At 60.9% G+C, this 22,793-nt stretch carries 24 protein-coding genes; 16 read left to right on the top strand and 8 right to left on the bottom strand.

Annotated elements, in window-relative coordinates:
- Nucleotides 1–38: 38 nt before the first annotated feature.
- Nucleotides 39–1,718, bottom strand: a complete 1,680-nt coding sequence (locus FOI68_RS17725) for a DNA repair helicase XPB (protein ID WP_143863915.1) — start codon at nt 1,716–1,718, stop codon at nt 39–41.
- A gap of 177 nt (nt 1,719–1,895) precedes the next feature.
- Here FOI68_RS17725 and FOI68_RS17720 point away from each other — a divergent pair, with 177 nt between their 5' ends.
- The 5 genes from FOI68_RS17720 to FOI68_RS17700 all read left to right on the top strand — a co-directional run bounded on the left by FOI68_RS17720 (nt 1,896) and on the right by FOI68_RS17700 (nt 7,171).
- Nucleotides 1,896–3,209: a hemolysin family protein gene (locus FOI68_RS17720; RefSeq protein WP_029099804.1), complete on the top strand. Its 1,314-nt coding sequence runs from the start codon at nt 1,896–1,898 to the stop codon at nt 3,207–3,209.
- An 86-nt stretch (nt 3,210–3,295) separates the two neighbouring features.
- Nucleotides 3,296–4,303 (top strand): ABC transporter substrate-binding protein, encoded by a 1,008-nt coding sequence (locus FOI68_RS17715; RefSeq protein WP_143863914.1) that lies wholly within the window; start codon nt 3,296–3,298, stop codon nt 4,301–4,303.
- 89 nt (nt 4,304–4,392) lie between these two features.
- Nucleotides 4,393–5,430: an ABC transporter substrate-binding protein gene (locus FOI68_RS17710; RefSeq protein WP_029099806.1), complete on the top strand. Its 1,038-nt coding sequence runs from the start codon at nt 4,393–4,395 to the stop codon at nt 5,428–5,430.
- A 21-nt stretch (nt 5,431–5,451) separates the two neighbouring features.
- Entirely contained in the window at nt 5,452–6,384 is a 933-nt protein-coding gene (locus tag FOI68_RS17705) for an ABC transporter permease (protein ID WP_029099807.1), read from the top strand.
- Nucleotides 6,377–7,171: an ABC transporter ATP-binding protein gene (locus FOI68_RS17700; protein ID WP_029099808.1), complete on the top strand. Its 795-nt coding sequence runs from the start codon at nt 6,377–6,379 to the stop codon at nt 7,169–7,171. Before FOI68_RS17705 ends, FOI68_RS17700 begins: the two co-directional genes overlap by 8 nt.
- A 12-nt stretch (nt 7,172–7,183) precedes the next feature.
- Here FOI68_RS17700 and FOI68_RS17695 read toward each other — a convergent pair whose 3' ends face one another.
- Nucleotides 7,184–8,419: an MDR family MFS transporter gene (locus FOI68_RS17695; RefSeq protein ID WP_255433667.1), complete on the bottom strand. Its 1,236-nt coding sequence runs from the start codon at nt 8,417–8,419 to the stop codon at nt 7,184–7,186.
- A 125-nt stretch (nt 8,420–8,544) separates the two neighbouring features.
- On the opposite strand from FOI68_RS17695, the gene FOI68_RS17690 reads away from it, so the two are divergent.
- The 7 genes from FOI68_RS17690 to FOI68_RS17660 all read left to right on the top strand — a co-directional run bounded on the left by FOI68_RS17690 (nt 8,545) and on the right by FOI68_RS17660 (nt 15,126).
- A complete protein-coding gene (locus FOI68_RS17690) occupies nt 8,545–10,356 on the top strand; it encodes an SgrR family transcriptional regulator (protein WP_143863912.1) in 1,812 nt (603 codons plus the stop codon).
- 105 nt (nt 10,357–10,461) lie between these two features.
- Nucleotides 10,462–10,887, top strand: a complete 426-nt coding sequence (locus FOI68_RS17685; RefSeq protein WP_029099811.1) for a tellurite resistance TerB family protein — start codon at nt 10,462–10,464, stop codon at nt 10,885–10,887.
- A 263-nt stretch (nt 10,888–11,150) separates the two neighbouring features.
- Entirely contained in the window at nt 11,151–11,951 is an 801-nt protein-coding gene (surE, locus tag FOI68_RS17680) for a 5'/3'-nucleotidase SurE (protein ID WP_143863911.1), read from the top strand.
- On the top strand, nt 11,948–12,997 hold the full coding sequence (locus FOI68_RS17675) for a hypothetical protein (RefSeq protein WP_143863910.1): 1,050 nt from the start codon (nt 11,948–11,950) through the stop codon (nt 12,995–12,997). Before surE ends, FOI68_RS17675 begins: the two co-directional genes overlap by 4 nt.
- 266 nt (nt 12,998–13,263) lie before the next feature.
- Nucleotides 13,264–13,674 (top strand): hypothetical protein, encoded by a 411-nt coding sequence (locus FOI68_RS17670; protein WP_231558633.1) that lies wholly within the window; start codon nt 13,264–13,266, stop codon nt 13,672–13,674.
- A 113-nt stretch (nt 13,675–13,787) separates the two neighbouring features.
- Complete coding sequence (gene thpR / locus FOI68_RS17665; protein ID WP_065066954.1) at nt 13,788–14,384, top strand: RNA 2',3'-cyclic phosphodiesterase; 597 nt, start codon at nt 13,788–13,790, stop codon at nt 14,382–14,384.
- 73 nt (nt 14,385–14,457) lie between these two features.
- Nucleotides 14,458–15,126: a hypothetical protein gene (locus FOI68_RS17660; protein WP_065066953.1), complete on the top strand. Its 669-nt coding sequence runs from the start codon at nt 14,458–14,460 to the stop codon at nt 15,124–15,126.
- Between the two features lie 173 nt (nt 15,127–15,299).
- Here the strand turns inward: FOI68_RS17660 and FOI68_RS17655 are convergent, their stop codons facing one another.
- The 5 genes from FOI68_RS17655 to FOI68_RS17635 form a co-directional block, all read right to left on the bottom strand.
- Nucleotides 15,300–15,779, bottom strand: a complete 480-nt coding sequence (locus FOI68_RS17655; RefSeq protein ID WP_143863909.1) for a chemotaxis protein CheW — start codon at nt 15,777–15,779, stop codon at nt 15,300–15,302.
- Between the two features lie 90 nt (nt 15,780–15,869).
- On the bottom strand, nt 15,870–16,190 hold the full coding sequence (locus FOI68_RS17650; RefSeq protein ID WP_029099818.1) for an AzlD domain-containing protein: 321 nt from the start codon (nt 16,188–16,190) through the stop codon (nt 15,870–15,872).
- Entirely contained in the window at nt 16,187–16,921 is a 735-nt protein-coding gene (locus FOI68_RS17645; RefSeq protein WP_029099819.1) for an AzlC family ABC transporter permease, read from the bottom strand. The genes FOI68_RS17650 and FOI68_RS17645 overlap by 4 nt, the downstream gene beginning before the upstream one ends.
- Nucleotides 16,918–18,345 carry a MocR-like pyridoxine biosynthesis transcription factor PdxR gene (gene pdxR / locus FOI68_RS17640; RefSeq protein WP_029099820.1) on the bottom strand — a complete coding sequence of 476 codons (1,428 nt, stop codon included), beginning with the start codon at nt 18,343–18,345 and terminating at the stop codon, nt 16,918–16,920. Before pdxR ends, FOI68_RS17645 begins: the two co-directional genes overlap by 4 nt.
- A 153-nt stretch (nt 18,346–18,498) precedes the next feature.
- Complete coding sequence (locus tag FOI68_RS17635; RefSeq protein ID WP_029099821.1) at nt 18,499–19,020, bottom strand: hypothetical protein; 522 nt, start codon at nt 19,018–19,020, stop codon at nt 18,499–18,501.
- Between the two features lie 129 nt (nt 19,021–19,149).
- Here FOI68_RS17635 and FOI68_RS17630 point away from each other — a divergent pair, with 129 nt between their 5' ends.
- On the top strand, nt 19,150–19,833 hold the full coding sequence (locus FOI68_RS17630) for a TerC family protein (RefSeq protein WP_029099822.1): 684 nt from the start codon (nt 19,150–19,152) through the stop codon (nt 19,831–19,833).
- 167 nt (nt 19,834–20,000) lie between these two features.
- Here the strand turns inward: FOI68_RS17630 and FOI68_RS17625 are convergent, their stop codons facing one another.
- Entirely contained in the window at nt 20,001–20,618 is a 618-nt protein-coding gene (locus FOI68_RS17625; RefSeq protein ID WP_029099823.1) for a MerR family transcriptional regulator, read from the bottom strand.
- 316 nt (nt 20,619–20,934) lie between these two features.
- Between FOI68_RS17625 and FOI68_RS17620 the strand changes: the two genes are divergently transcribed.
- The 3 genes from FOI68_RS17620 (at nt 20,935) to fabI (ending at nt 22,776) form a co-directional block, all read left to right on the top strand.
- The gene (locus tag FOI68_RS17620; protein WP_143863908.1) at nt 20,935–21,657 is read left to right on the top strand and encodes a ZIP family metal transporter; all 723 of its coding nucleotides are present in this window, start codon (nt 20,935–20,937) and stop codon (nt 21,655–21,657) included.
- A 71-nt stretch (nt 21,658–21,728) separates the two neighbouring features.
- Nucleotides 21,729–21,896 (top strand): hypothetical protein, encoded by a 168-nt coding sequence (locus FOI68_RS23585; RefSeq protein ID WP_156110356.1) that lies wholly within the window; start codon nt 21,729–21,731, stop codon nt 21,894–21,896.
- A gap of 106 nt (nt 21,897–22,002) precedes the next feature.
- Entirely contained in the window at nt 22,003–22,776 is a 774-nt protein-coding gene (fabI, locus tag FOI68_RS17615) for an enoyl-ACP reductase FabI (protein ID WP_029099825.1), read from the top strand.
- The last annotated feature ends 17 nt before the right edge of the window (nt 22,777–22,793 follow it).

Here is a 22,793-nt window from a genome sequence, read left to right as displayed (position 1 = left end):
CCCTTCCTCTATGAGACGCTGGTATCGAAACGAACGTTTCAATCCAGCGATTCCATTTCTATCACGTCGTAGTGGTATCCCTGTTCCACCAGAAACAACTGGCGGTGAAGCGCAAACTCCTGCTCGCGCGTGTCCCGGGTGACCAGCGTATAAAAATGGGCGGCGTTGTCGCGCTCTTTGGGGCGCAGAATGCGGCCGAGCCGCTGCGCTTCTTCCTGGCGCGAGCCGAACGTGCCGGATATCTGGATGGCTACATTGGCATCCGGCAGGTCGACGGCAAAGTTGGCCACCTTGGATACGGCGAGCCGGGTAATCTCGCCGCGCTTGAACTGGCGGTACAGCGCCTCCCGTTCCTTTTCCGGCACCTTGCCGGTAATCAGCGGGAGATTCAGCGCTGCGGCAAGCTGCTGGAGCTGTCCCACGTACTGGCCGATGATCAGGACGCGGTCGTCGGCGTGACGCTCCAGCAGGCGGCGCACGACCTCCAGTTTGCGCGGGTTTTCCGCCGCGATCCGGTATTTTTGCCGCGCGCCGGCACGGGCGTAGGCCTCCCGTCCGTTCGCTTCAAACGGCAGCCGAATTTCCCGGCAGTGCGCTTCCGCGATCCAGCCCTGTTCCTCCAGGGCCTTCCACGGCATTTCGTACTTTTTCGGCCCGATCAGGGTAAACACGTCTTCTTCCCGGCCGTCCTCCCGAACCAGCGTGGCGGTCAGCCCGAGCCGGCGCGTCGCCTGAATCCCGGAGGTGACGCGGAAGACGGGAGCGGGCAGCAGGTGCACCTCGTCGTAGACAATCAATCCCCATTCCCGCTCCGAGAACAGGCTCATGTGGGGAAACGATTCGTCCGCTTTCGAACGGTACGTCAGGATCTGATAGGTGGCCACGGTAATCGGTTTGACCTCTTTCCGTTCGCCTGTGTACTCTCCGATCTGCGAGGGATCGAGGTCGGTCTTGTCCAGCAGCTCGGCGATCCACTGCCGGACGGATGTGGTGTTGGTCGTCAGGATCAGCGTGGCCGTCTGGAGCTGGCAGATCGCTCCCAGGCCGATGACCGTCTTTCCCGCGCCGCACGGCAGCACCAGCACGCCGCTGCCGCCGGTGGCCGCGCCGGCCGCGTGGAAGGCGTCCACCGCCTCCTGCTGGTACGGCCGCAGCGCAAACGGCCGCCCGCCGGCGGTCACCTCCCGCAGCGCGACGGGACAGGCTTCCCCGGACGTGTAGCCGGCCACGTCCTGGACAGGGTAGCCGAGCCGGATCAGCTCCTGTTTGATCAACCCGCGGGCGTAGGGTTTCACCCGCCAGACGGCCGGACCGGTCTGTTCTTCCAGCAGGGCGTCCACCGTCTTGTATCCGGTGAGCTCGGCGAGCAGGAGCTGATCGTCGCCGGTCAACAGCAGGTGATCGCCGTCTTTTTCCAATCGGATCAGGCCGTACCGTCCCATCGTTTCGTCGATTTCCCGGACAATGGACGGCGGAACCCCGTATTTACTATACGTGCTCAAGACGCCGGTTACCTGCTCCGCCGTAAGGCCCCCTGCCGCGGCGTTCCACAGGGAGAGCGGGGTAATCCGGTAGGTGTGTATGTACTCCGGGCTTTTGATCAGTTCAGCAAAGCCGGACAGCGCCTGCCGGACTTCCGCAAACAGCGGATGCTGCGCTTCCAGCAGGATGGTGCGATCGCTCTGCACGATCAGCGGCAACTCGGGACGGTACGACACGGTCTTCACCTCTGCGGCTTTGTGGTCTCCATGTTCATACAGTCAATCGTATCACAATCGGGAAAAGAATGAAAAACGGGTTTCCCGCCGTCGCGCGCTTTTGACAGGAGCGGGCAACATTTGGCCGCCCGTGGGTTACACTAACGCAAGAAAACGGGCAAAAGGAGTAGGGACGGCATGGCGATATGGAGTACCCTTTTCAATCTGGTCCTGGTCGCATTTCTCGTCTTCCTCAACGGCTTTTTCGTGGCGACCGAGTTTGCCATCGTGAAGGTGCGGGAATCGCGCATCGCCCAACTGGTGGCGGAAGGAAACAGGCGGGCGGGCGACGTCGAACAGGTCCTGGACAACCTGGATGCGTACCTGTCCGCCACCCAGCTCGGCATTACGCTGGCGTCGCTCGGATTGGGATGGCTGGGGGAACCGGCCGTCGCCCATCTGCTCCACCCCGTCTTCCGCTACTTCGGGCTGAACGAGACGCTGGTCGGCAGCATTTCCTTCATCATCGCGTTCTCCATCATCACCTTTTTGCACATCGTACTGGGCGAGCTGGCACCCAAATCGCTGGCCATCCAGCGCTCCGAGCAGGTCTCGCTGTACGTGGCCCGTCCCATCCGGCTGTTTTACAAGCTGATGTACCCGTTTATCGCCTTTCTCAACTGGGCGGCGGCCAGGATTCTCGGGCTGCTCGGCATTGGCATGGAACCGCATCAGGAAGCGCACACGGAAGAAGAAATCCGCATCCTCGTCAACGAGAGCCACAAAAGCGGCCTGATCGACCAGACCGAGCTGATGCTTGTGGACAATATCTTTGATTTTTCGGAGACGATGGCCCGGGAGATCATGGTGCCGCGCACGGACATGGTGGTGCTCAACCTGCGCGACCCGTTTGAGGAAAACGTCAAGACCGTGCAAAACGGCCGGTTTACCCGCTACCCGGTGGTGGACGGGGACAAGGACCACGTGGTCGGCAGTTTGCATATCAAGGATTTGCTGACCAGCCTGCTGGAGGGGGAGCAAAAGAGCCTGGAGCAGTTGAGCCGCCCGGTGCTGACCGTTCCGGAGACGATATCCATCAGCCGGCTGCTGACCATGCTGCAGAAACAGCGCAGCCAGATGGCGATTATCATCGACGAGTACGGCGGCACGGCGGGCCTGGTGACGGTGGAAGATATAATGGAAGAAATTGTCGGTGACATTCAGGACGAATTTGACGACGAGCGGCCGGAAATCGAGCGGAAAGACGGCCTTTTGTCGCTGGACGGCCGCATGCTGCTGGAGGAGGTAAACGACTACCTCGGGCTTGATCTGGACGACAGCGAGGTGGACACGCTGGCCGGCTGGATCTACACGCAGATCGACCATCCGCCGCGCGTGGGGGACGCGGTCAAAGACGGCGGCTACGAGTTCATCGTCGGCGAGGTGGACCACTACCGGATCACCCGCGTATGGGTAAAAAGAGGAACGAAGGAAGCGGCGCAACAGGGATAAAACATCTTTTCATCGCCGGAAAGTGTGTTATAATGAAACACAAGTTTCTGTTATTGCAGAGCGCGAGCTTAGAGGAGGAAGAACAGATGAGACGAGCTGTGCATGCTGTACTGGCCGCATGTCTGTCGATTGCGCTGACGGCGTGTGGCGCCCAATCCGGCCAAAAGACGGACGCAACCGCGACCGCCGCGAACGGCCAGCAAACGGTGAAGCTGGGGCTGACCCAATTCGTGGAACACCCGGCGCTGGATGCGATCCGCCAGGGAATTGTGGACGGATTGAAAGCATCCGGATTTGAAGAAGGCAAAAACGTGGAGCTGGATTATCAAAACGCCCACGGTGACATGAACAACACGGTCTCGATCGCGCAAAAATTTGCCGGTGACGGAAAGGACCTGGTCGTGGCCATCGCCACGCCGTCCGCCCAGGCAGCAGCCAAGGCGATTGCGGACAAGCCCGTGATCTTCAGTTCCGTGACTGACCCGCTGTCCGCCCAACTGGTCAGCAGCCTGGAGAAGCCGGACAAAAACGTGACCGGCACCTCCGACAAGGTCTCGATGGAGCAGCAGTTGGAGCTGGTCAAACGCTTCCTGCCGCACCTGAAGAAACTGGGCGTCATCTACACCACGTCGGAAGTGAATTCCGAGGTGCAGGTCAAGGAACTGGAAGAAGCGGCGAAAAAACAAGGGATTGAGGTCGTCAAGGCGGGCATCTCCCAACTCTCCGAGGTGCAGCTCGCGGCCCAGGGGCTGGCCAGCAAGACGGAGGCCATGTTCATCCCGATTGACAACACCGTGGTCTCTTCGTTCGAAGCGGTGCTGGGAGCGGCGGAACAGCACAAGGTTCCGGTCTTCGCTTCCGACACGGATACGGTGAAACGGGGAGCCGTGGCCACCTACGGCATTGACTACTACCAGATCGGCAAGCAGACCGGGGAGATGGCCGCCCGCATTCTGAAGGGGCAGAAAGTGGCCGACACGCCGGTGGAAGTGTCCAAACAGACCGAGCTGTACATCAACGAGACGGCAGCCGCCAAGTTTGGCCTTGCCATCCCCGATGAACTGAAACAGCAGGCGAAAGAGATCTTCAAGTAGAAAAAGAGAGCCTTGCTCTCTTTTTCTGTTTGAAATGTGTTTCCATCATGGTAAAATGAAAAAAATTTCATACCTAGGGGGATTTTCACATGAGAAAGCAAAAATCTTGGCGTGTCGTCCAGAAAATTCTGTGTCCTTTGCTGCTTTTATCCGTTGCAGCTTGTGGGCAGCAAAGCGCTCCGGCGGACAGTCAGCCGGCCAACTCGCCGGCTCCTGCCCAGGAGACGAAGCAGTTGAAGGTGGGCATCGTCCAGATCGTGGAGCATCCGGCACTTGATGCGGCGCGGGACGGGTTCATCGCGAAGCTCGGGAAAAACGGCTACGAGAAGGACAAACAGGTGGTGTACGACGTCAAGTCGGCCCAAGGAAACATGGACCAGGCCGTGCAGATCGCGCAGAAGTTTCAGGCGGACAACGTCGATCTGATCCTGGCGATCGCCACACCGGCTGCTCAGGCAGCCGCCCAGGTGACCAAGGATATTCCGATTCTCTTCACCGCCGTGACCGATCCGGTGGCGGCTTCGCTGGTGCAGTCGATGGAAAAACCGGGCGGCAATGTGACCGGCACGACGGACATGAACCCGGTGGAAGAGCAGTTGAAACTGGTACAGGAACTGAAGGCGGACGCCAAGACGGTCGGCATCATCTACAACTCCGGCGAGGTAAACTCCAAGGTGCAGGTGGACGCGGCCAAAGCCGCATCGGAAAAACTGGGCCTGACCATCCGGGAAGCGGCCATCACCAGCCCGACGGAAGTGAAGCAGGCGGCCGAGTCGATGGTTGGCAAAGTGGACGCGTTCTACATCCCGACCGACAACATGGTGGTCTCGTCCATCTCCGCCGTGCTGGGGGTGGCGGAATCGCAAAAAATCCCGGTGGTGGCCGGCGAGGAAAACTCCGTGAAGAGCGGCGCGATCGCCACCTACGGCATCGACTACGGCAAACTGGGCGAACAGACCGCCGACATGGCGGCGAAAATCCTCAAAGGGGAAGCCAAACCGGCTGACATGCCTGTAGAGAAGCAGGCCGAGATGAAGCTGGTGCTGAACAAAAAAGCGGCGGAAAAAATGGGCGTAACCCTTCCGCAATCCCTGCTCGACCGGGCAGCCGAAGTGGTCGAGCAATAATCGCAGCAACAGGAGGACGCTATGAACCTGGCATATCACGGAGCAATCGAACAGGGCTTGCTGTTTGCGATCATGGCCCTGGGCGTGTATCTGACCTTTCGCATCTTGAACTTTCCTGACCTGACCGTGGACGGCAGCTTCGCGCTGGGCGGGGCATTGGCAGCCAAGCTGATCATCGACGGCATGAATCCGCTTCTCGCCACCCTGGCGGCCTTTGTGGCCGGCGGGGCGGCGGGCGCGTTTACCGGCCTCCTGCACACCAAGGGGAAAATCAATGGACTGCTGGCCGGGATTTTGACGATGATCGCGCTGTACTCGATCAACCTGCGCATCATGGAGAAAGCCAACCTGCCGCTTCTGCGGGAGGAGACGCTTTACACGTTTGTCAAAGACCTCGGCGTCCCCAATGTGGCCGTGGGCGGGTCCGTGCTGCTGACCGGTGTGGCGGTTGTGTTCCTGATTGGCATTCTGCTGCTGAAAGCCCTGATCGATTGGTTCCTGCACACCGATCTTGGCCTCGATCTGCGGGCCACCGGCGACAACCCGAAGATGATCCGCAGTTTCGGCATCAACACCGACACGACCACGATCATCGGCCTGGCCTTGTCCAACGCGCTGGTGGCCGTCTCCGGAGCCTGGGTGGCGCAGTACCAGGGCTTTGCCGACGTGGGCATGGGGATCGGGATGATCGTGATTGGTCTGGCCTCCGTCATTGTCGGGGAAGTGTTGTTTGGCAGTTCCTCCATCGTCCGGGCCACCATCGCCGTTATCGGCGGCTCGATCGTCTACCGGCTGGTGATCGCCCTGGCGCTGGACAGGGGGCTCAACCCGTCCGACATGAAGCTGATTACCGCCCTGATCGTGATCATCGCCCTGACGGTGCCGACCGTCGCCAAAGGCGTGTGGAAAAGACAGGGGATCCGCACGGCGAAAGGAGGGAACGGCGATGCTTAAAATTTCCGGCGTCCGCAAAGTATTCAACGAGGGAACCGTCAACGAGAAGGTGGCGTTGAGGGAAATCAACCTGCACGTCGCCCCCGGCGATTTTGTCACCGTGATCGGCAGCAACGGGGCCGGCAAATCGACGCTGATGAACATCATCTCCGGCGGACTGATCCCCGACAAGGGCACCGTGACGATTGACGGCAAGGACGTCACCCGGCTGGGCGAGCACCAGCGGGCCACCTTTGTCGGCCGCGTGTTCCAAGACCCGATGGCGGGCACGGCTCCCAACATGACCATCGAGGAAAACCTGGCTATCGCCTACGGCCGCGGCCGGCGGCGGACATTGTCGTTTGGCGTTACCAACCGCAAGCGGGAGCTGTTCCGCGAGCACTTGAAACAGCTCGACCAGGGGCTGGAGAACCGCTTGAAGACCAAGGTGGGCTTCCTCTCCGGCGGCCAGCGCCAGGCGCTCAGCCTGTTAATGGCGACGTTTACGGAGCCGAAGATCCTGCTGCTGGACGAACACACGGCGGCCCTGGACCCGAAACGGGCGCAGCTCATCGTCGAGCTGACCCGCAAGATCGTGGAGCGGCACAAGCTGACGACGATCATGGTCACGCACAACATGGAGCAGGCGCTGAACATGGGCAACCGCCTCCTGATGATGCACGAGGGCAGCATCATTCTGGACATTCCGGAAGAGAAAAAGCGGACGATGAAGCCGCAGGATCTGCTGCAGGCGTTTGAAGCGGCGCGCGGCGAATCGTTCAGCGAAGACCGTTACCTGCTGTCGTAGCGCGCGCCCCGTTTACATGCTTGAGCCTTCCCGAAGCGACGGGGAGGCTTTTTCCATTCGCTGCAGGAAAAGGTGCTGGGCCAGGGCCCCGACGAGCAGGAGAACGGCCGTGGCGCCGAACAAAAACGCGCCGCCGAAATGTAGAAGGACCAGACTGCCCAGATAAGGACCCACCGCGCGGGAGATGTCCCAGTGCAGCCCGGTGATGGCAAAGTAGCGGCCCCGCATGGAGGGCGGCGCGATCCGGGCCACCAGCGTCAGCAGGTGATTGAGGCCGACGCTTTCGCCGAGGATGAACACGAGCTGCATGGCAAGCAGCACGGCTGCACTGTCGGAATGGGCGTAGGCAACCGAGACGACGGCGAAGCAGACGTAGGAACCGGCGATGAGAATCCGGGGAGACACGTGCTGCGTCCATTTGACCAGCCAGAATTCCAGGAGGATGGATGCGGCCGCTTTTGTGGCGGCCAGCATGGCCAGCAGTTCCACATAGTCGGCGAATGTGTTCTTCAGATGAAGCTGCAGGTTGGTTTCCGTTTGCGCGTAGAACAGGCTGATCGGCATGGCCAAGAGCATCAGTCGGAGCGCGGGACGGAACGCGTGCGGGGCGCCGGGAGCACGCAAGTCCCCATCTGAGGCCGATGACGGTGTGCGTGCCAAAGACGACGCTTCTGGCGCAGACGCCGGTATCTTCCACCAGACGCACGCGGCGTAGAGAGCGAGCGAGAAGGCCGTCAGCAGAAAGGCGAGGCCGGGGGCGCTTTGATAGACCAGCACGCCCACAAGCGGACCGGCCGCCGCGCCGATATAGCTGGCCGTATTCAACAGGGCGAACGCTTCCGACTGGAGCCTGTGGGGGACGGTATCGGCCAGGAGGGCGCGTGCCGCCGGGATGAAGAGGGAGCGGCCCGCACCGTTCACCATGTACAGGATGGCAAAGGCCGCAAGCGAGTGGGCAAAAGCCATTCCCAGCATGGCCAGCGCCTGCAGGCCCAGGGCGACCAGCATGACGGATTTGCGCCCGTACCAGTCCGTCACGCCCCCGGCCGCGAGCGTCAGCGCGATTTCGCTGGCGGGCTGCAGCCCGATCACCAGCATGGTGAGGGGAACGGAGCTGCCCACCTGCTCGTTCAGGTACAAAATCAGAAAAGGGGCAATCATGCTGAGGGAGAGCTCCGTCACCAGTTCGCCGAAGAGACGGACCCAGACCGTGGTCGGATAGCGGGAGAAAAACAGTGTTCGTTTCATGTTCATCCTGGTATCCTTTCTGTATCGGGATTGGGGTTGTCCCCGATTGTACGCCGGGGGGAACGAAAGAAAAAGCGTACAAAACGACAGGTCGATTTTTCATGTTTTGAGGCGGTGACGTGGTCATGATCCTGTTTGAACACTATCATCGGCTGTTCGCCGGCTGCCCGCAGGCGGCGCTCGACAAGCCCATCACCCTCTCGCTGGCCCGTGCGGCTTCCATCTTGTGCTGCACCCCGCGCAATGCGGCCGGTACGGTAAAAAAGCTGCAGCAGCGGGGATGGATTCTCTGGCAGCCGGGAAAGGGCAGGGGAAATCAGTCCGTGCTGACGTTTCGCATCCATCCTGCCGACGCCGCGCTCTCTGTCGCCAGGGAACTGGTCCGGCAGGGAGAGATTCGCGGGGCGCGCGCGTTTGTTTCCCGGTATCGGGAGGAGTGGGCCGAGCTTGAGGAAACTTTTCAACGCTGGATGAGCAGCCAGTTTGGCCTGCATGTCAGCAGGAGCCCGGGAAGCCGGAAGGATGTGCTGCGCCTGTCCCAGGGCAGGCCGTTTCCCGTGCTGGATCCCTCCCGCGTGCTGCTTCGTTCGGAAGCCCATCTGGCCAAGCAGGTGTTTGACGGTCTTGTTCACTTTGATCCGGAGCGGGGCCGTTTCCAACCCCGGCTTGCCTTGTACTGGGAGGCCGATCCCCAGGGAACCGAGTGGACGTTCATTCTGCGGAAAGGGGTCTGGTTTCATCACGGCAGAATGCTGGAGGCGGAGGATGTGCGGTATGCCCTGCTTCGCCTGCGAGACCAGTCTCCCCTGCACCGGTGGCTTGTCCGGTCGATCCGTGCGGTGGACGTGGTCGATGCGTACACGCTGCGGATCAGGCTGCACCATCCGGACTCCCTGTTTCTGCACGCCTTGAGCAAGGAGTTCGCTTCCATCGTCCCGTTCGACTACACAGAGCGGATGGGCGGGCAATTTGGCCGCATGCCGTCGGGAACCGGGCCGTTTCGCGTGGTCCGCAATGACGACTCCATGCTGGTGCTGGAAGCGTTCGAACCGTATTTTGGCGGCCGTCCGTTTGTGGATCGGATCGAAATCTGGTGCGTCCCGGACATCGCGGCCGAAACGGAAGCCGGATGGCCCGAAATCGTGTACGCCAACGTCCCGGGGAGGGAGAAGCGGGATGGCTCGCGGTCAACCTGGACGGAGCTGTCCCGCAGCGAGCGGTGCTTTCAGTACCTCGGGTGCAACATGACCAAGCCCGGGCCGGTTCGGTCTGCTGCCTTCCGCGCCATCCTTGACCGCATCCTGGATCGCCGGCTGCTGCTGGAGGAACTGGGAGGAAGCCGGGAGCCGGCGGTCATCTGGGGAGAGCCGGAGACGGAGAGACGGGAGGTCGTCAGCTGCCCCCCGATGAGCGACTCGGAGATCCTGCGGCGCTTGAAGGCGATCGGTTACAAGGAAGAACCCATCCGGCTCGTCAGCTATCCCGACGAGGATCACGCCGAGGACGCGGAGTGGATTCGGCAGCGCTGCGCCCGTTATGGCATCGACGTTCGGATTGTGTACGTAGAGCCGGAAGAATTGGCCCGGCCCGAGACAATCAGGGGAGCCGATCTCGTGCTGGACAGCGCCAACATCGACGAGCGGGAAGAACTGTCGCTCCTGGAATTTTTGCACGACCAGGCATTCAGCCCCTGTCACCACCTTCCGCCGGAGGCCGTCAGGGAAGTGATGGCACGATCAGCGGTTCTCACGCGCACCTTCGATGAAAAAGAGCGGCGCCGGCAGGTGCGGGCGATCGTGTCCTGGCTGCGCCGTCAGCGGGTGTTTTTGCCGCTGTACCGGAATCGCATCGAGCTGCTCGCCCACCCCCGATGGTCCGGCCTTTCGCTCAATGCGCACGGGTGGCCTGATTTTTCCCGCATGTTTGTCCGGTCGTGATAAAAAATGTCACATTTTTGTCTGAAACCGCTTTCCCCTTTCGTCGTATAATTAGGCAAACACGGCATCTCACATTGCAGTGAGTTTCGGGGGAGGAAATACGAATTGCATACCAAAACGGAAAAGGACAAACAGATTTTGTTTGCGTCCATTCGCTTGATGATCTGCGTCGGCCATGCCGACGGATATATAGGCAACAAAGAAGTGACCCGGATTCAGGAGATGGTCAATTCGGAGCACTTCACGCTGAAAGAGCGGCAGATTCTCATGGATGACATGGATTATCCCAAGCGTCCGGAGACGATCGTGGCCGACATGGTGGACCTGACGCGGACGGAGAAGCTGATGCTGCTGCGCCAGTTGTACCGGATCGCGCTGATCGACCACAAGCTGTCGCCGGCCGAAACGAACGAGATTCGCCGCATCGCCCGCCTGCTGGGGATTCCGGAGGAAAAGGTCGTCCAGGTGGAGGAGTGGATCGAAGAAGGCATCCGGTGGCGGGATCGTTGGAAACAGATCGTCGACGAGTAGGCGGCGATCCGGAGGCGAAACGCGTGCAGCCCAAAACTTCGTGCGGACCTCAAACAGGATTGGGGTCCGTTTTTCATTTTTGGTACAATAAGGAGAAAAGCGGGCAGCGCCATTAAAGTACCCTGCGGGCACCCTGATGTGGCTTGACGAAGAAGCATAATCGAGGTGGCAGCGCCACTACGAAGCACCCTGCGGGCACTCTAATGTGGCTTGACGAGGAAGAATACTCGAGGTGGCAGCGCCACTAAGAAGGAGGACACAACATGTTGCGGATTTTGTTGACCAACGATGACGGGATTGAAGCGCAGGGCATCAGGCGGCTGGCGGAAGCGCTCCTCGATCTGGAGGAAGCGGAGATTTACGTCGTGGCCCCGGCGGAAGAGCGGAGCGGGGTAGGGCACGGCCTCACCTACCGCAGCGCGCTGGCTCCTGTCTCTCACGCGTTTTACGGCTTGCCGGTAAAAGCATGGGCGATCAACGGCAACCCGGCCGACTGCGTCAAGGCGGCCTGCCATCTGCTGTTTGAAGACCGGCGCAGGCCGGACATCGTCTTTTCCGGCATCAATGTCGGCACCAACCTGGGCCGTGACATCTATTACTCGGGCACCTGCAGCGGGGCCAGGGAAGCGGTCATTCTCGGCGTTCCCGGCGTCGCCCTCTCCTACGACAACTGGTACGCCCAGGACGACTTCGGCCGGGTGGGCGAGCTGATTCGTCCGCTGCTGCAGATGTTCTGCGAGCAGGCGGCCGACAAGAAACTGCCCGCCGACGTTTTCTGGAACGTCAACATCCCCCACCTGCCTCCCGAACAGGTGAAAGGAATCGCACCGGCCGCGCTCGCCCTGCACCACTACGAAGACAGGTACGATCGGGAAGACGGGGGGTACTGGCTGACGCGGGAATACCCGGACGGCCAGCAGCAGTCGGATACGGACGACTACCACTTGGTCAAAAACGGCTACATAACGGTCACGCCGGTACATATCGACGCCACCGACCGCTCGCTTTTGGCCGAAATGGCCGAGTGGCCGTTGGTGAAGCAGCGGGGACAGGGCACAACATGACAGGACAGCCGTTTCGTCCGGAGGTGGCGCCCGATCCGACGCTGACGTCGCCGACAGCGGCCACGCAGGGGGATGTGCTGGACGCCGCCGTCTTTGCCGATTTGTACCGCCTGGCCGGCGAAGAAGGGCTGCCCTACTTTGCCCGTCTCAATGCGGCCGGTGACGTGGAGCTGTTCCTCGTGTTCGAGAGCGTCGACGCGTTCAGCGAAGCGACCCGGGACGCCGTCTCGGTGGAGTTCAAGACCTACCGCGACAAGCTGCTCGCGGTGGTCTGGACCCTCTCCGATCCGATCCATCCGCTCGGCTTCCCGCTCGCGTTTGACATCAAGCGGCCGCAGGAGCGTCACATGGCCCTGCGCATGCTGGAACAGGAAAAGACGCTCCTGCACTACCTCTCCTACGAAGCAGGCCTGCTCACCCATATCTACACGGAAGCGATCACCTTTTCGCCGCTGGAGGCATCCCGTGCGGAAGCAATGATCCGCTCCCTGTACGAAGGGCGGACGGAAGAGGTGCCGCGCGAAGCAGCCGTGCGGGAAGAAGAGGCAGAGACCATTTCCGCTCTGGCGCTTCCCGATCAGGTGCTGGCGGAGACGGGCGTCGCCTACCTGATCGACTACGCCCGCATGCGAAAGAAGCACGGGGAGGAAGGGGCCCAGCACCTCTTGATGAGCGCCGTCCAGCAAGCGGTCTGGGTCATGCGCCGCCACGCCCGCAGCGAGGTGCGCGAGACCGCCTTTACGGTGTGGGCGGCCGAGCAGGGAGAGCAGCTTCGGCTGATCGTCACGCCTTCCTTGTCGCACGTGTTTGAAGTGGTGCACATGTCCGCTGACGAGGCCAACCCGTTTGCCCGGTTTCTCCTCGCGCTGCCGGAGTTTGTCCGTACCGAGGAGGCTGCTCCCCTTGCGTGGGGCGCCTTTCCGCTGATCCGCATGGAAGACGGCCGCCTGTTTCACCTGGAACTGGACGAAGCCGTGCAGGAACGGCTGCAGCGCTTGTTCGCGTCCCGCTGGCCCGCAGCGTCCAATCCGTACGGGCCGCGATAGGGGAAGCAAAAAGCCTGTCCGTCGCGACTGCCTGATACGCGGGGCCAATCCGATCGTTCGACACGTTTTCCGGTGGAATGTTTGTCGTTTCGCGAAAATATGGGTAAAGTAGTCAGGTTTCCACAAAGGAAACGACAAGCGGTGCTGCGAAGTTAGGAAGGACAGATATTCTGCTGGGAAGGGTGAGAAGGATGTACTCTGTTCAACCTTGCGTGTTTGAGGCGGTTTCGGACTGCGCCCGCCGTTTTCAGGAGGAGGTCGCGCAGTTGGCCGAGCGGTTCGCGCTGCGCATCGACGGCGGATTCCCCGCGCTGGAGCTGCAGGTCCATCCGCATTTTCAGGCGATCCTGGAGTACACCTTGTGGGGAGAGGCCGGCGTGGTGGTTATCCGCGGCAGGGTCAGCACGCAGAACGAGACGCCGCCGTGCGAGCCGATCGCCGTGACGATGAAATTTTCACTGTCGCACGACCCGCATCTGGACATCGAAGGCAAGAAGCAGCGGATCGAGGAAATCCTCGCCGGCGAAGCGGAGCTGTTCTGGATCGTCCCGCCGGCGGGACACGTCGGCCATGTGGAGCTGACGCTTCGCTTTGAAAGCAAGCCCGGTTCCGGCCTGGTGGGCGAATACGCCCGTACGGTCCTGGGCATTGTAACCGGAAAGGTGATGGCTGCCTGACCAAAACCTGCGCACCGCGGCTCCCCGGCTTGGGGGAGCCATTTTTTGACGGCGCCCGGAGCGGACAACCGCAGCCGGCCGGGCGCAAAACAACGAGGAGGCACGACTGGTTCATGCGTCTGTTTGTTGCATTGGATCTACCGGAAAACGCCGTTCAGTACATCGCCGGCGTCCAGCAGCGGCTGCGCTCGCAGCTTGCCGCCGACCGCTGGCAGCCGCTTTCGAACCTGCACCTCACCCTCCACTTTCTCGGGGACGTGGACGAGAAATGGCTGCCCGCCCTGCGCGAGGATCTGGACATCGTGAGCGCGATCATCCCGCCGTTTTCGCTGCAGACGGGCCGGTTGGGCGCCTTTCCTGACGCGGAGCGGCCGCGCGTTCTGTGGCTGGGGCTTGGCGGCCAGACTGACCGGCTGAAACAGCTTCACCTGCTCCTGGGCAAGCGCTTTGAGCTGCATCCCGGCGTTTCGTTCGACCGCAAACCGTACCGGCCCCACATTACGCTGGCGCGCGGCCCGCACGCGGCGGATGGCGGGCTGCCGCTGTCCGAGTGGAATCAGGATGTTCTCGCTCAACATCCGCCCCGCTGGCAGGTCACCTCGATGCACCTCTTCCGGTCGGAACTGCGGCCAGGCGGCGCCGTCCACACCGTTCTCCACACCAGCACGTTTGGCAAAGATCACGGCAAAAAACAAGCGCCTGATGAATAAACTGGTAGGGAGAACCATGGCTCGCACCGTTGCGCCAAGAAGGGGGAGCCTGCCAGAAAGCGGTGGAAATCGGATGGGTGAGTTCACGACCGGGATTTTGTATCCGCGCAAATACGAACCGAAAGTGCTGACCGCCCTGCCCAAATCGCGGCAGCCTTACTTCCACAGAAACGTCAATCACGACTGGAACGCCTTTTTCCTGCGGGACGAATGGCTGGAAACGCATCAAACCGTGCAGTTTCTCCTGCAGTTGTCCCGCCATTGTGTGCCGCTGCTCTGGTTTCACGACTCCGAAGAGAATGGGTGGGGCTTTCGGCTGTTCGACGGCGGGTACGAGGTATCCTCGGCCACGATCAGCTATTCGCTGGACGTGGAGCTGGCGGAAGCGGAGTTTGGGCGTCTGTTTCCGCACGTGGATCTTGAGGAAGGCATCGACGAAAGCGACGACGTCCGGCAGAAGTACGAGGAGATCCTGGATCGCGTGGTGCGATCCGACCGGTATCGACGGGAAGTGGGCAAAGGCATTACCCGGGTGCGTCCCCAATGTTTCAGCCGGTTGGTCGGCCACAAGCAGGTGCAGCAGATCCGTTCGCTGTTTGACCTGCAGCTCCTGACCGAAGTGGACGAGGAGACCGGGTCTTCGATGCTGTACGACTCGGTCGATCTGTTCAAGGAAATTCTCGGGATTGAGGAGATGGTCTGGGTCAATTACTCGTACCTGGCCAGCGGCGGCCGGGAGTAACAGAGAAGCGCGCGCCGATCACCGTTCGTTCCAGGAAGGGATCAACATGTCCATGGGAAGACGGCCAAGTCTGTCTCGCCGCGTTTTGCATGCGTGCTGTTTTCAGCGAACAATCCGGACAAAAGTGAAAACGCCCCTGTACCCGTTCCAGGTACCAGGGGCGTTGTTCGGTTTCAATCCTTTTTCCACTGCGCAAAAATTTCGTCCGCGTCCAGCAGCATGATCAGCTTGTCCTCCAGCCGGGCGATGCCGCTCAAGTATTTGCCCTCGACTCCGGCCACGATCGGGGGGGCCGGTTCGATCAACTGCCTGGACAGGTAGATCACTTCCGACACGGCGTCCACGACGATGCCCACATTCAGCCCCTCCAGCTGCAGGTCGATAAACCGGCTCTCTTCCGTCAGCGGCAGCGGCTCCAGACCGAACATCGTCCGCAGGTTGATGATCGGCAGAATCCGTCCCCTCAGATCGATCACGCCTTCCACGTACGGCGGTGACTTGGGGAAGCGGGTCACCGGCAGCGGCTTGATAATCTCCCGCACCAGCGAGATCGGCAGGCCGTAGGTTTCGTCCCCCATGCGAAACAAAATGGATTGGACGGAATCGCCTTCCGCTTTCCACTCTGTACCGTCCCGTAGTTGTACCGTTTCCATCTTCCATGTCCCTCCCACAACGCTTTACCATTCTTTACCCGTATTGTACCATGGACAAACGCTGAGGGTAGGCATTTTTTCCCGGTTTTCTCAGAGCGGGATCACGCCGAGCGACACGAGGACGACCAGCCCCAGGCTGACGCCAAAGCTGATAAAGACGTTGCGGCTGACCGCCATCACGGCCAAACAGACCGCGCTGGCGATCAGAAACAGCGGCTGCACCGCCAGTTGTCCCTCGGCCACGAACAGGGAGGGAAAGATGAGCGAGGCAAAGATGCCAAGCGGAATAAAGCTGAGACCGTTCTTCAGCCGGACGGAAAAGTGGCGGCTGGGCAATCGGAGAAACGCCCGGCGCGACAGGTAGGTGGCCGCCGCCATCACGAGATAGAGCAGGAGCGGATGGGTGCTCACGTCGACTCCACCTCCTTGGCGTTCTGCGGTTGGGTTGTTTCGGTCGGTTCCGGCGCGGGCAGGAAATAGCCGACGGCAAAGGCGAGCAGGCCCGCTACCAGCACGGGCAGCCCGTTGGGGAGCACGAACGTCAGCCCGACGGCGGCCGCCCCGCAGAGCAAAAACGTCAGGATGCGGACAACGGACGACAACTGGTAGTACGCGAGCGCCACAAACATCGCGGTAAAGCTGAAGCCAAGGCCCAGAGAGGCAGGGTCCGGTATCCACTGGCCGGCCGCCGTTCCCAGCCAGGTGCCGGCGCCCCAGGCGATGTACAGCGAGAGGCCCACCCCGAGGATGTACGACGTGTCGCTCGGATAGCGGCGAAAACGGTTCAGGGTAATGGCGTACTGCTCGTCGGTCAGCAGAAAAGCCAGCGCATTCACCTGGGCGGGCGAAAAGCGCTGATAATAGGGAGACAGCGACAAGCCCATCAAAAAGTGGCGCACGTTTAACAGGCAGGTAGTCAGAATGATCGCCCAAAAGCCTGCGTGTTCGGCGATCATCGAGCTGGCCGCAAACTGCGCCGCCCCCGAATAGACGAAAAGCGACATGGCCATGCTTTCCCAGGCGGCCAGGCCGGCCTGACCGGAGAGCATGCCGAATATGGCGCCGAACAAGACGTAGCTGGCCGTGATCGGCAGGGCGTCCAGCACACCCTGCTTCCACGCTGCGGTCTCACTCGTGTTCATGTCATCAGCTCCTTTCGGTCGTGCAGCAGACGGGCGATGATGGCCATGCCCCTGTCGATCTGCTCCGGCCGTTCGTGCGTAAAGCAAAGCCGGATATACGGCTGTTCCGCCTCCCGCAGCAAAAACATGTCGCCGCAGGCGAGCAGAACCCCCTGTTCCCGGCAGAGCGTCATCAGCCGGCGGGGGTTGATCTCTTCGGGCAGGGACAGCCAGAAATAAAACCCGCCGGCCGGCCGCTCCCAGCGGATGCCGAGAGGCCGCAGCCGTTCCAGGTGGCGTTCCATGATCGCCGCCTGCTCGGCGTATTGGCGGCGTGCGTCCGCCAGGTGAGGGAGCAGGGCGCCGTCCCGGAGAAAGGCTGCCACCGCCAACTGTCCCAGCGTATTGGTCGTGATCGACAGTTCCTTCAGCCGGGTCAGCAGGCGGACAAACGGCCGGCTGGCCGCCACCCAGCCGATGCGCAGGCCGGGGAACAGCAGTTTGGAAAACGTGTTCAGGTAGATGACGCTGCCGGTCTCATCCAGCGCCTTCAACGGCGGCGGCGGTTCCTCCGCGAGATGCAGGTGCCGGTAGGCGTCGTCCTCGACGATCGGGACGCCGTATCGTTCGCTCAGCGCCAGGAGCCGCTTGCGCCGTTCAAGCGACAGCGTCCGGCCGGTCGGGTTGTGATACGTCGGCACCGTGTAGAGAAAGCGCGGCCGGCAGCGGGCCAGCACGCCTTCCAGGACGTCGATGCGCATGCCGTCTGCATCCAGCGGCACCGGCACGATCTGCAGGCCGAGCGACTGGAAGAGCTGCAGCGAGCCGAAATAGGTGGGCATTTCCGTGACGATGCAGTCGCCGGGCCGGGCCAGGAGCGTGGTGATCAGGTACAAGCCTTCCTGGGAGCCGCTGGTAATCGTCACCTGCTCCGGTGACGAGACCTGTTCCATCCCCATCCACTCCACAAGCAGCTCCCGCAGGTGGGGCAGTCCCTGCACCGAGGTAAAGTAATACGAAGGCAGCTCTTCCGCCGTCGCCTTCACGTAGTCGGAAAAGCGGGAGGAGGCCAGGGTGTGCTTGCCCCCGTCGCCGTGGGCAAAGTTGATGGTATCCGGATAGCGGTCGGTGACCCCCAGCAGGTCCGCCATGTGCGACGGGGAGGCGGCCAGCGATTCGTAACCGTGTCGGCTGTTCCAGTCAATCCGCCTGATCCCCGGAGCGGGCGGGAGGGCTTCCACGTACCGGCCGCTGCCCATCCGGCTGGCGATGAATCCTTCCGCTTCCAATTCGCCATAGGCCCGAACCACCGTATTGCGGCTCACGCCCAACTGCTCGGCCAGCTTCCGCTCCGGCGGCAAAGGGGAGCCAATTGCCAATTCGCCGCTTAAAATTTGATAGCGCAGGTGATTGTACACGCGCGTGTAAATCGGTTTTCGCCCCATGATGCTGCCTCTTTTTCTGTCTGTGCTTTGCTCTCCACTATACCGGCTCCCGGCAAAAAATAAAAGAGCCAATTTTCCGGCAATAAAAAGCCAACAGACGGGCTGGGCCAGAGCCTGCCGATCTGTCCGTGAAAAAAGAAGGAGGAAGCCGTTTTACGGCTCCCGCAGCTCGTCCAACGAGATGCCTTGTTCCAAGGCAAATTCAAAGTCGTCTACATCGTAAAACTGAACGGGAACAACATATTCCAAAATCCGATCCTGGTAATCCGTCTGGTCGGTGATCAGCGGTATCTCAAAGCGCATCGATGTGAGCAGCAGTTGGGTTTCCACCGGATCGAACAGTTCTCCCCACATGGCGTTGTCGTCCACCTTGACCACGTTGAGCGTCACGCCGTTCGGAAACGAAAACGGCACGATGGACCAGGGAGCGATCAGGCCCTTTTCCATGCGCTTGCGGTTGAACGGGTCGGAGAAAAACTGGATCATTTCCTGCATGACCTTGCGTACGTGCTGATCGTCGGCCGGGATCGGCATGATCGGTTCCGGGCTATGGTAAAACTCGTCCAATTCGTAGATTGTCGACGCGGGTATGAAATACTCTACCGGTTGCGACGGTGCCATCAATTCCCCGTAGATGGCCAGCATGATCGCTTCGATAACGAATTGTTTCGGCATTTCGACAACCCTCCTCGTAACCATCATACTGAAATCGGAAGTTGACAACAACCCTGGACAGGCATAGCATGAAGGTGATTTCGATACGGCGTGGAAGACCATACTCATTTCGACAGGGGGTTGTCGGCCTTGTGGGATCCGGCGTTTTTTTCCGCACTCTTGCTTATTATTACCATCAATATCGTTCTGAGCGGCGACAACGCGGTGGTGATCGCGATCGCCTGCCGCAAGCTCTCGCGGGAACACCGCAAAAAAGCGATCCTCTGGGGGACGCTGCTCGCCATCATCGTCCGGATCGTCGCCACGCTGCTGGCCGTTTACCTGCTGCAGATTCCGTACCTCTACCTGATGGGCGGCATCCTGCTGGTCTGGATCAGCTACAAGCTGCTGGTGGACGATGACGGGGAAGCCCACATCGACTCCAGCGAGAGCCTGATCCAGGCGATCCGGACGATTGTGGTCGCCGATCTGATGATGGGGCTGGACAACGTGCTGGCGATCGCCGGCGCAGCCAACGGCAATGTGACCCTGATCATTCTGGGCCTGTTGATCAGCATCCCGATCATGATTTTCGGCAGTCAACTGATTCTGAAAGCGATGGAGCGCTTTTCCTGGTTGGTCTACATAGGAGCGGGGGTGCTCGCCTTGGCGGCGGCCAAGATGATTTTGCAGGAAGAGGTGGTCGCCGAACTGGCGCAGGCCTACACCTGGCTGGATGAGACGGTCAAGGGGGTCATCGTGGCAGGGGTGATCCTGGCCGGCCTGCTGCAGCAGAAGCGAAGCCAGGGGGAAAAAGCGGCGAAACAGCCGTAAGCCAAACCAAAAAGCTGAGACGAGGGTCTCAGCTTTTTTGGCTTTCCCGGAAATCGGCCTCATCCGCCCGCGCAGTTGGCGGCAGGCTTGTCCGGTGTGGGGGATTCGCTCCGTCCGGCCTGACCGTCATTTCGGAAACGACGCGGCACGGAACCAGGGGCATGCGGCTAGTTCCCGGCGGTGGCGCCCCGGTCGGAACGCGTAAACCAGCGGAACGGATTGAGCGACCAGCGGGGCTGATGCCGCTCGAACCGCTCTTTTCGCCGGGTCAGACGCTGCTGCATGAGATCCATTTCAAACGTGACGCGGCGCATCTCCAGACGCAGCGATTCCTGCATCTCCTCGATGTCCGCGATTTTTTGCAAAATGGTGGACTGCAGTTGGTTCAATGACGACAGTTGGGCCAGCTCATGCTGAAACTGAAGCATCATCTCCTGCACGGTCAGCTCCATCTCGCGGAGGCCGGCTGCCTTTGGCCCGGTCACGGAGACCAACTGCTCCTGAGCGGCGGCCGTTTCCTCATCGACCAGCATGTCCGCCGGGATTCTGCCTTCTTCAATCAACTGCCGCTGTATGTCGCGCAGGGAGTAGCTGCCTTCGTCCTTGCGGTGCTTGACTTCTTTCAGCAAGGAAAACCCTGTCTCACTGATCAGGTAGTGACCCTGCGGATTTTTCTGCCGCTCCTGCGCCGGCACGAACATCTCCAGCCAGTTTCGCAACGTCCGGACGTGAACATCCAACCGATCCGCCACTTCCTTGGAAGCCATCCACACTTGTACATCCATCCCGAATCACTCCTTTTCCCATCAGGTATTCCCGTGGCCTCATTATAGCACCAATTTTTCCCGGTAAAAGGGAATCGACAAAGGTTCTGAAAACTAGTCGCGTTTCGGCCTTTTCGGACAGGTTGGCGGTTTTTGTCATGCGTTCGCCGGACATGGAAGTAAGGGCGGGGCCATGCGAAACGGCTCCCCGCTTTGCCCCGGGAACCCGCAGCGGCCGGTTTTGCCTGCGGGACGACGGACGATCATAATGACCGGGACAGGCGCGTAGAATGGAAGGGACACACGTCCGACACCCCGGATGGAAAGGGGACGTGCCATGGAACCGGATCTGATCGTGATACTGGCGGCGGCAGCCGCCGCAAGCAGCATCGGCGGGCTTCTCTTGTGCCTGCGCGCCTGGTCGGAAGAGACGCTGTACGCCATGGTCAGCGTCGGCGGCGGGCTGCTATTGGCGATAACGCTGCTGGACCTGCTTCCCCATACATTGGAAGGGGAAAGCGAGCGGGCCATGCCGTTTGTGATGCTCGGGTTTGCCCTGCTGTTCGCGCTGGAGCTGATCGGCCGGTCGGAGCGGAAAGCGGGCTCCCCCAGCCTGATCGGCCTGCTCTCTGGATTTCTGCTGCACGCGTACGTGGAGGGCGTCTCGCTTATCGCCAGCTTTCACCTGGACAACGGCGTCGGGTTCTCCGTCCTGCTGGCGATGGTGCTGCACAAGGTGCCGGATGGAGTGACGGTCGCTTCGCTGGTGCTGGCGGCGACACGCTCGCAGCGGAAAGCGTTTTGGGGTACGGCCGCGCTGGGAGCGGCCACGCTGGCGGGAGCTTTCAGCGTAGGGGCCGTGGAACGGGTTTTCCCAAACGGATGGTCTTCCGTGGTGGTGGCCGTCACCACCGGCGTCTTCCTGTACGTCTCGGCCAGCCATTTGGTGCCGCTGATTCAGAACGGACGACGGGTACTCGGGGTGTACTTTTTTGCCGGGATGCTCGCGTACCTGCTCGTCACGGCCGTCTGGCTTCCGGGCGGTCACGTCCATGCATAAATGGCCGCTTCGCAAGCCAGCCTAAGAATGATTGCGGGCAGCAAAGCCTGGACGGAAGGGAGCGATCATCCATGGAGAACAGGGAAGGCTTGACGCCGGCCGACGAACCTGCGCAGCTGCAAGCGGAATTCCCGGCAAACGGAACGCCGCTCAATCCGGTGGAAGAATCCTGGGTCTTTTCCGACAGGGCGGCCGCTCCGGCGGACGATTTGGCGAAAGCGATGCAGCAGGGAGAATAACCGGCGGCAGCGGTCCCGTTTCGCGTTTTTCCGGCAGCCTCTCGTAACCGCGGACAAGATCGGTTATAATGTCAGGGAAAAAACGTTGAAAAGGGGCCGATACATAATGAATACATGGATGCAAGGCAAGAACATCGTCATCATGGGCGTGGCCAACCACCGCAGTATTGCCTGGGGAATTGCCCAGTCCCTGCACAAGGCCGGGGCCAACCTGATCTTTACCTATCAGGGGGAGCGGCTGCGGGAAAACGTGGCGGAACTGGCCCAAAGCCTCGGCGGCGAACCGATTTTGATCAACTGCGACGTGACCAAGGATGAGGAAGTGGAAGCCGCGTTCGCCCAAATCAAGGAAAAAGTGGGCGTCATCCACGGCGTGGCCCACTGCATCGCCTTTGCCAAGACGGAAGAGCTGGAAGGCGAGTTTGTCAACACGTCCCGCGACGGCTACGCGCTGGCTCAGGACATCAGCGCCTACTCGCTGGTGGCGGTGGCGCGTGCCGCTCGTCCGCTGATGACCGAAGGCGGAAGCATCGTCACGCTGACCTACCTGGGCGGCGAGCGCGTCGTTCCCAACTACAACGTCATGGGTGTCGCCAAAGCGGCGCTGGATGCCTGCGTCCGTTATCTGGCGAGCGACCTCGGCAAAGACAACATCCGCGTCAACGCCATCTCCGCCGGACCGATCCGCACCCTGGCGGCAAAAGGAGTGCGCAACTTCAACAGCATTCTGAAGGAAATCGAGGAAAAAGCACCGCTCCGCCGCACCGTGGACCAATCCGAGGTGGGCGACACGGCGCTCTTCCTGTTCAGCCATCTCTCCCGCGGCATCACGGGCGAAATCATCCACGTCGATGCCGGCTACAACATCATGGCACGATAAACGGCAGACACATAGCC

Origin of the sequence: Brevibacillus sp. LEMMJ03, assembly GCF_007197875.1 — a bacterium.
GTDB lineage: Bacteria > Bacillota > Bacilli > Brevibacillales > Brevibacillaceae > Brevibacillus > Brevibacillus thermoruber.
Note: the sequence above shows the minus strand (reverse complement) of the source record. Positions and strands in the feature narration are given on the sequence as shown.

Excerpts from the sequence above, each read along its gene's own strand:
- FOI68_RS23585 (WP_156110356.1), top strand. The coding sequence starts at position 21,729 with ATGGAGAACAGGGAAGGCTTGACGCCGGCCGACGAACCTGCGCAGCTG.
- surE (WP_143863911.1), top strand. The coding sequence starts at position 11,151 with ATGTTGCGGATTTTGTTGACCAACGATGACGGGATTGAAGCGCAGGGC.
- FOI68_RS17635 (WP_029099821.1), bottom strand. The coding sequence starts at position 19,020 with ATGCCGAAACAATTCGTTATCGAAGCGATCATGCTGGCCATCTACGGG.
- FOI68_RS17715 (WP_143863914.1), top strand. The coding sequence starts at position 3,296 with ATGAGACGAGCTGTGCATGCTGTACTGGCCGCATGTCTGTCGATTGCG.
- FOI68_RS17655 (WP_143863909.1), bottom strand. The coding sequence starts at position 15,779 with ATGGAAACGGTACAACTACGGGACGGTACAGAGTGGAAAGCGGAAGGC.
- FOI68_RS17720 (WP_029099804.1), top strand. The coding sequence starts at position 1,896 with ATGGCGATATGGAGTACCCTTTTCAATCTGGTCCTGGTCGCATTTCTC.
- FOI68_RS17625 (WP_029099823.1), bottom strand. The coding sequence starts at position 20,618 with ATGGATGTACAAGTGTGGATGGCTTCCAAGGAAGTGGCGGATCGGTTG.
- pdxR (WP_029099820.1), bottom strand. The coding sequence starts at position 18,345 with ATGGGGCGAAAACCGATTTACACGCGCGTGTACAATCACCTGCGCTAT.
- FOI68_RS17675 (WP_143863910.1), top strand. The coding sequence starts at position 11,948 with ATGACAGGACAGCCGTTTCGTCCGGAGGTGGCGCCCGATCCGACGCTG.
- FOI68_RS17690 (WP_143863912.1), top strand. The coding sequence starts at position 8,545 with ATGATCCTGTTTGAACACTATCATCGGCTGTTCGCCGGCTGCCCGCAG.
- FOI68_RS17710 (WP_029099806.1), top strand. The coding sequence starts at position 4,393 with ATGAGAAAGCAAAAATCTTGGCGTGTCGTCCAGAAAATTCTGTGTCCT.
- FOI68_RS17645 (WP_029099819.1), bottom strand. The coding sequence starts at position 16,921 with ATGAACACGAGTGAGACCGCAGCGTGGAAGCAGGGTGTGCTGGACGCC.
- FOI68_RS17705 (WP_029099807.1), top strand. The coding sequence starts at position 5,452 with ATGAACCTGGCATATCACGGAGCAATCGAACAGGGCTTGCTGTTTGCG.
- thpR (WP_065066954.1), top strand. The coding sequence starts at position 13,788 with ATGCGTCTGTTTGTTGCATTGGATCTACCGGAAAACGCCGTTCAGTAC.
- FOI68_RS17700 (WP_029099808.1), top strand. The coding sequence starts at position 6,377 with ATGCTTAAAATTTCCGGCGTCCGCAAAGTATTCAACGAGGGAACCGTC.
- FOI68_RS17620 (WP_143863908.1), top strand. The coding sequence starts at position 20,935 with ATGGAACCGGATCTGATCGTGATACTGGCGGCGGCAGCCGCCGCAAGC.
- fabI (WP_029099825.1), top strand. The coding sequence starts at position 22,003 with ATGAATACATGGATGCAAGGCAAGAACATCGTCATCATGGGCGTGGCC.
- FOI68_RS17660 (WP_065066953.1), top strand. The coding sequence starts at position 14,458 with ATGGGTGAGTTCACGACCGGGATTTTGTATCCGCGCAAATACGAACCG.
- FOI68_RS17695 (WP_255433667.1), bottom strand. The coding sequence starts at position 8,419 with ATGAAACGAACACTGTTTTTCTCCCGCTATCCGACCACGGTCTGGGTC.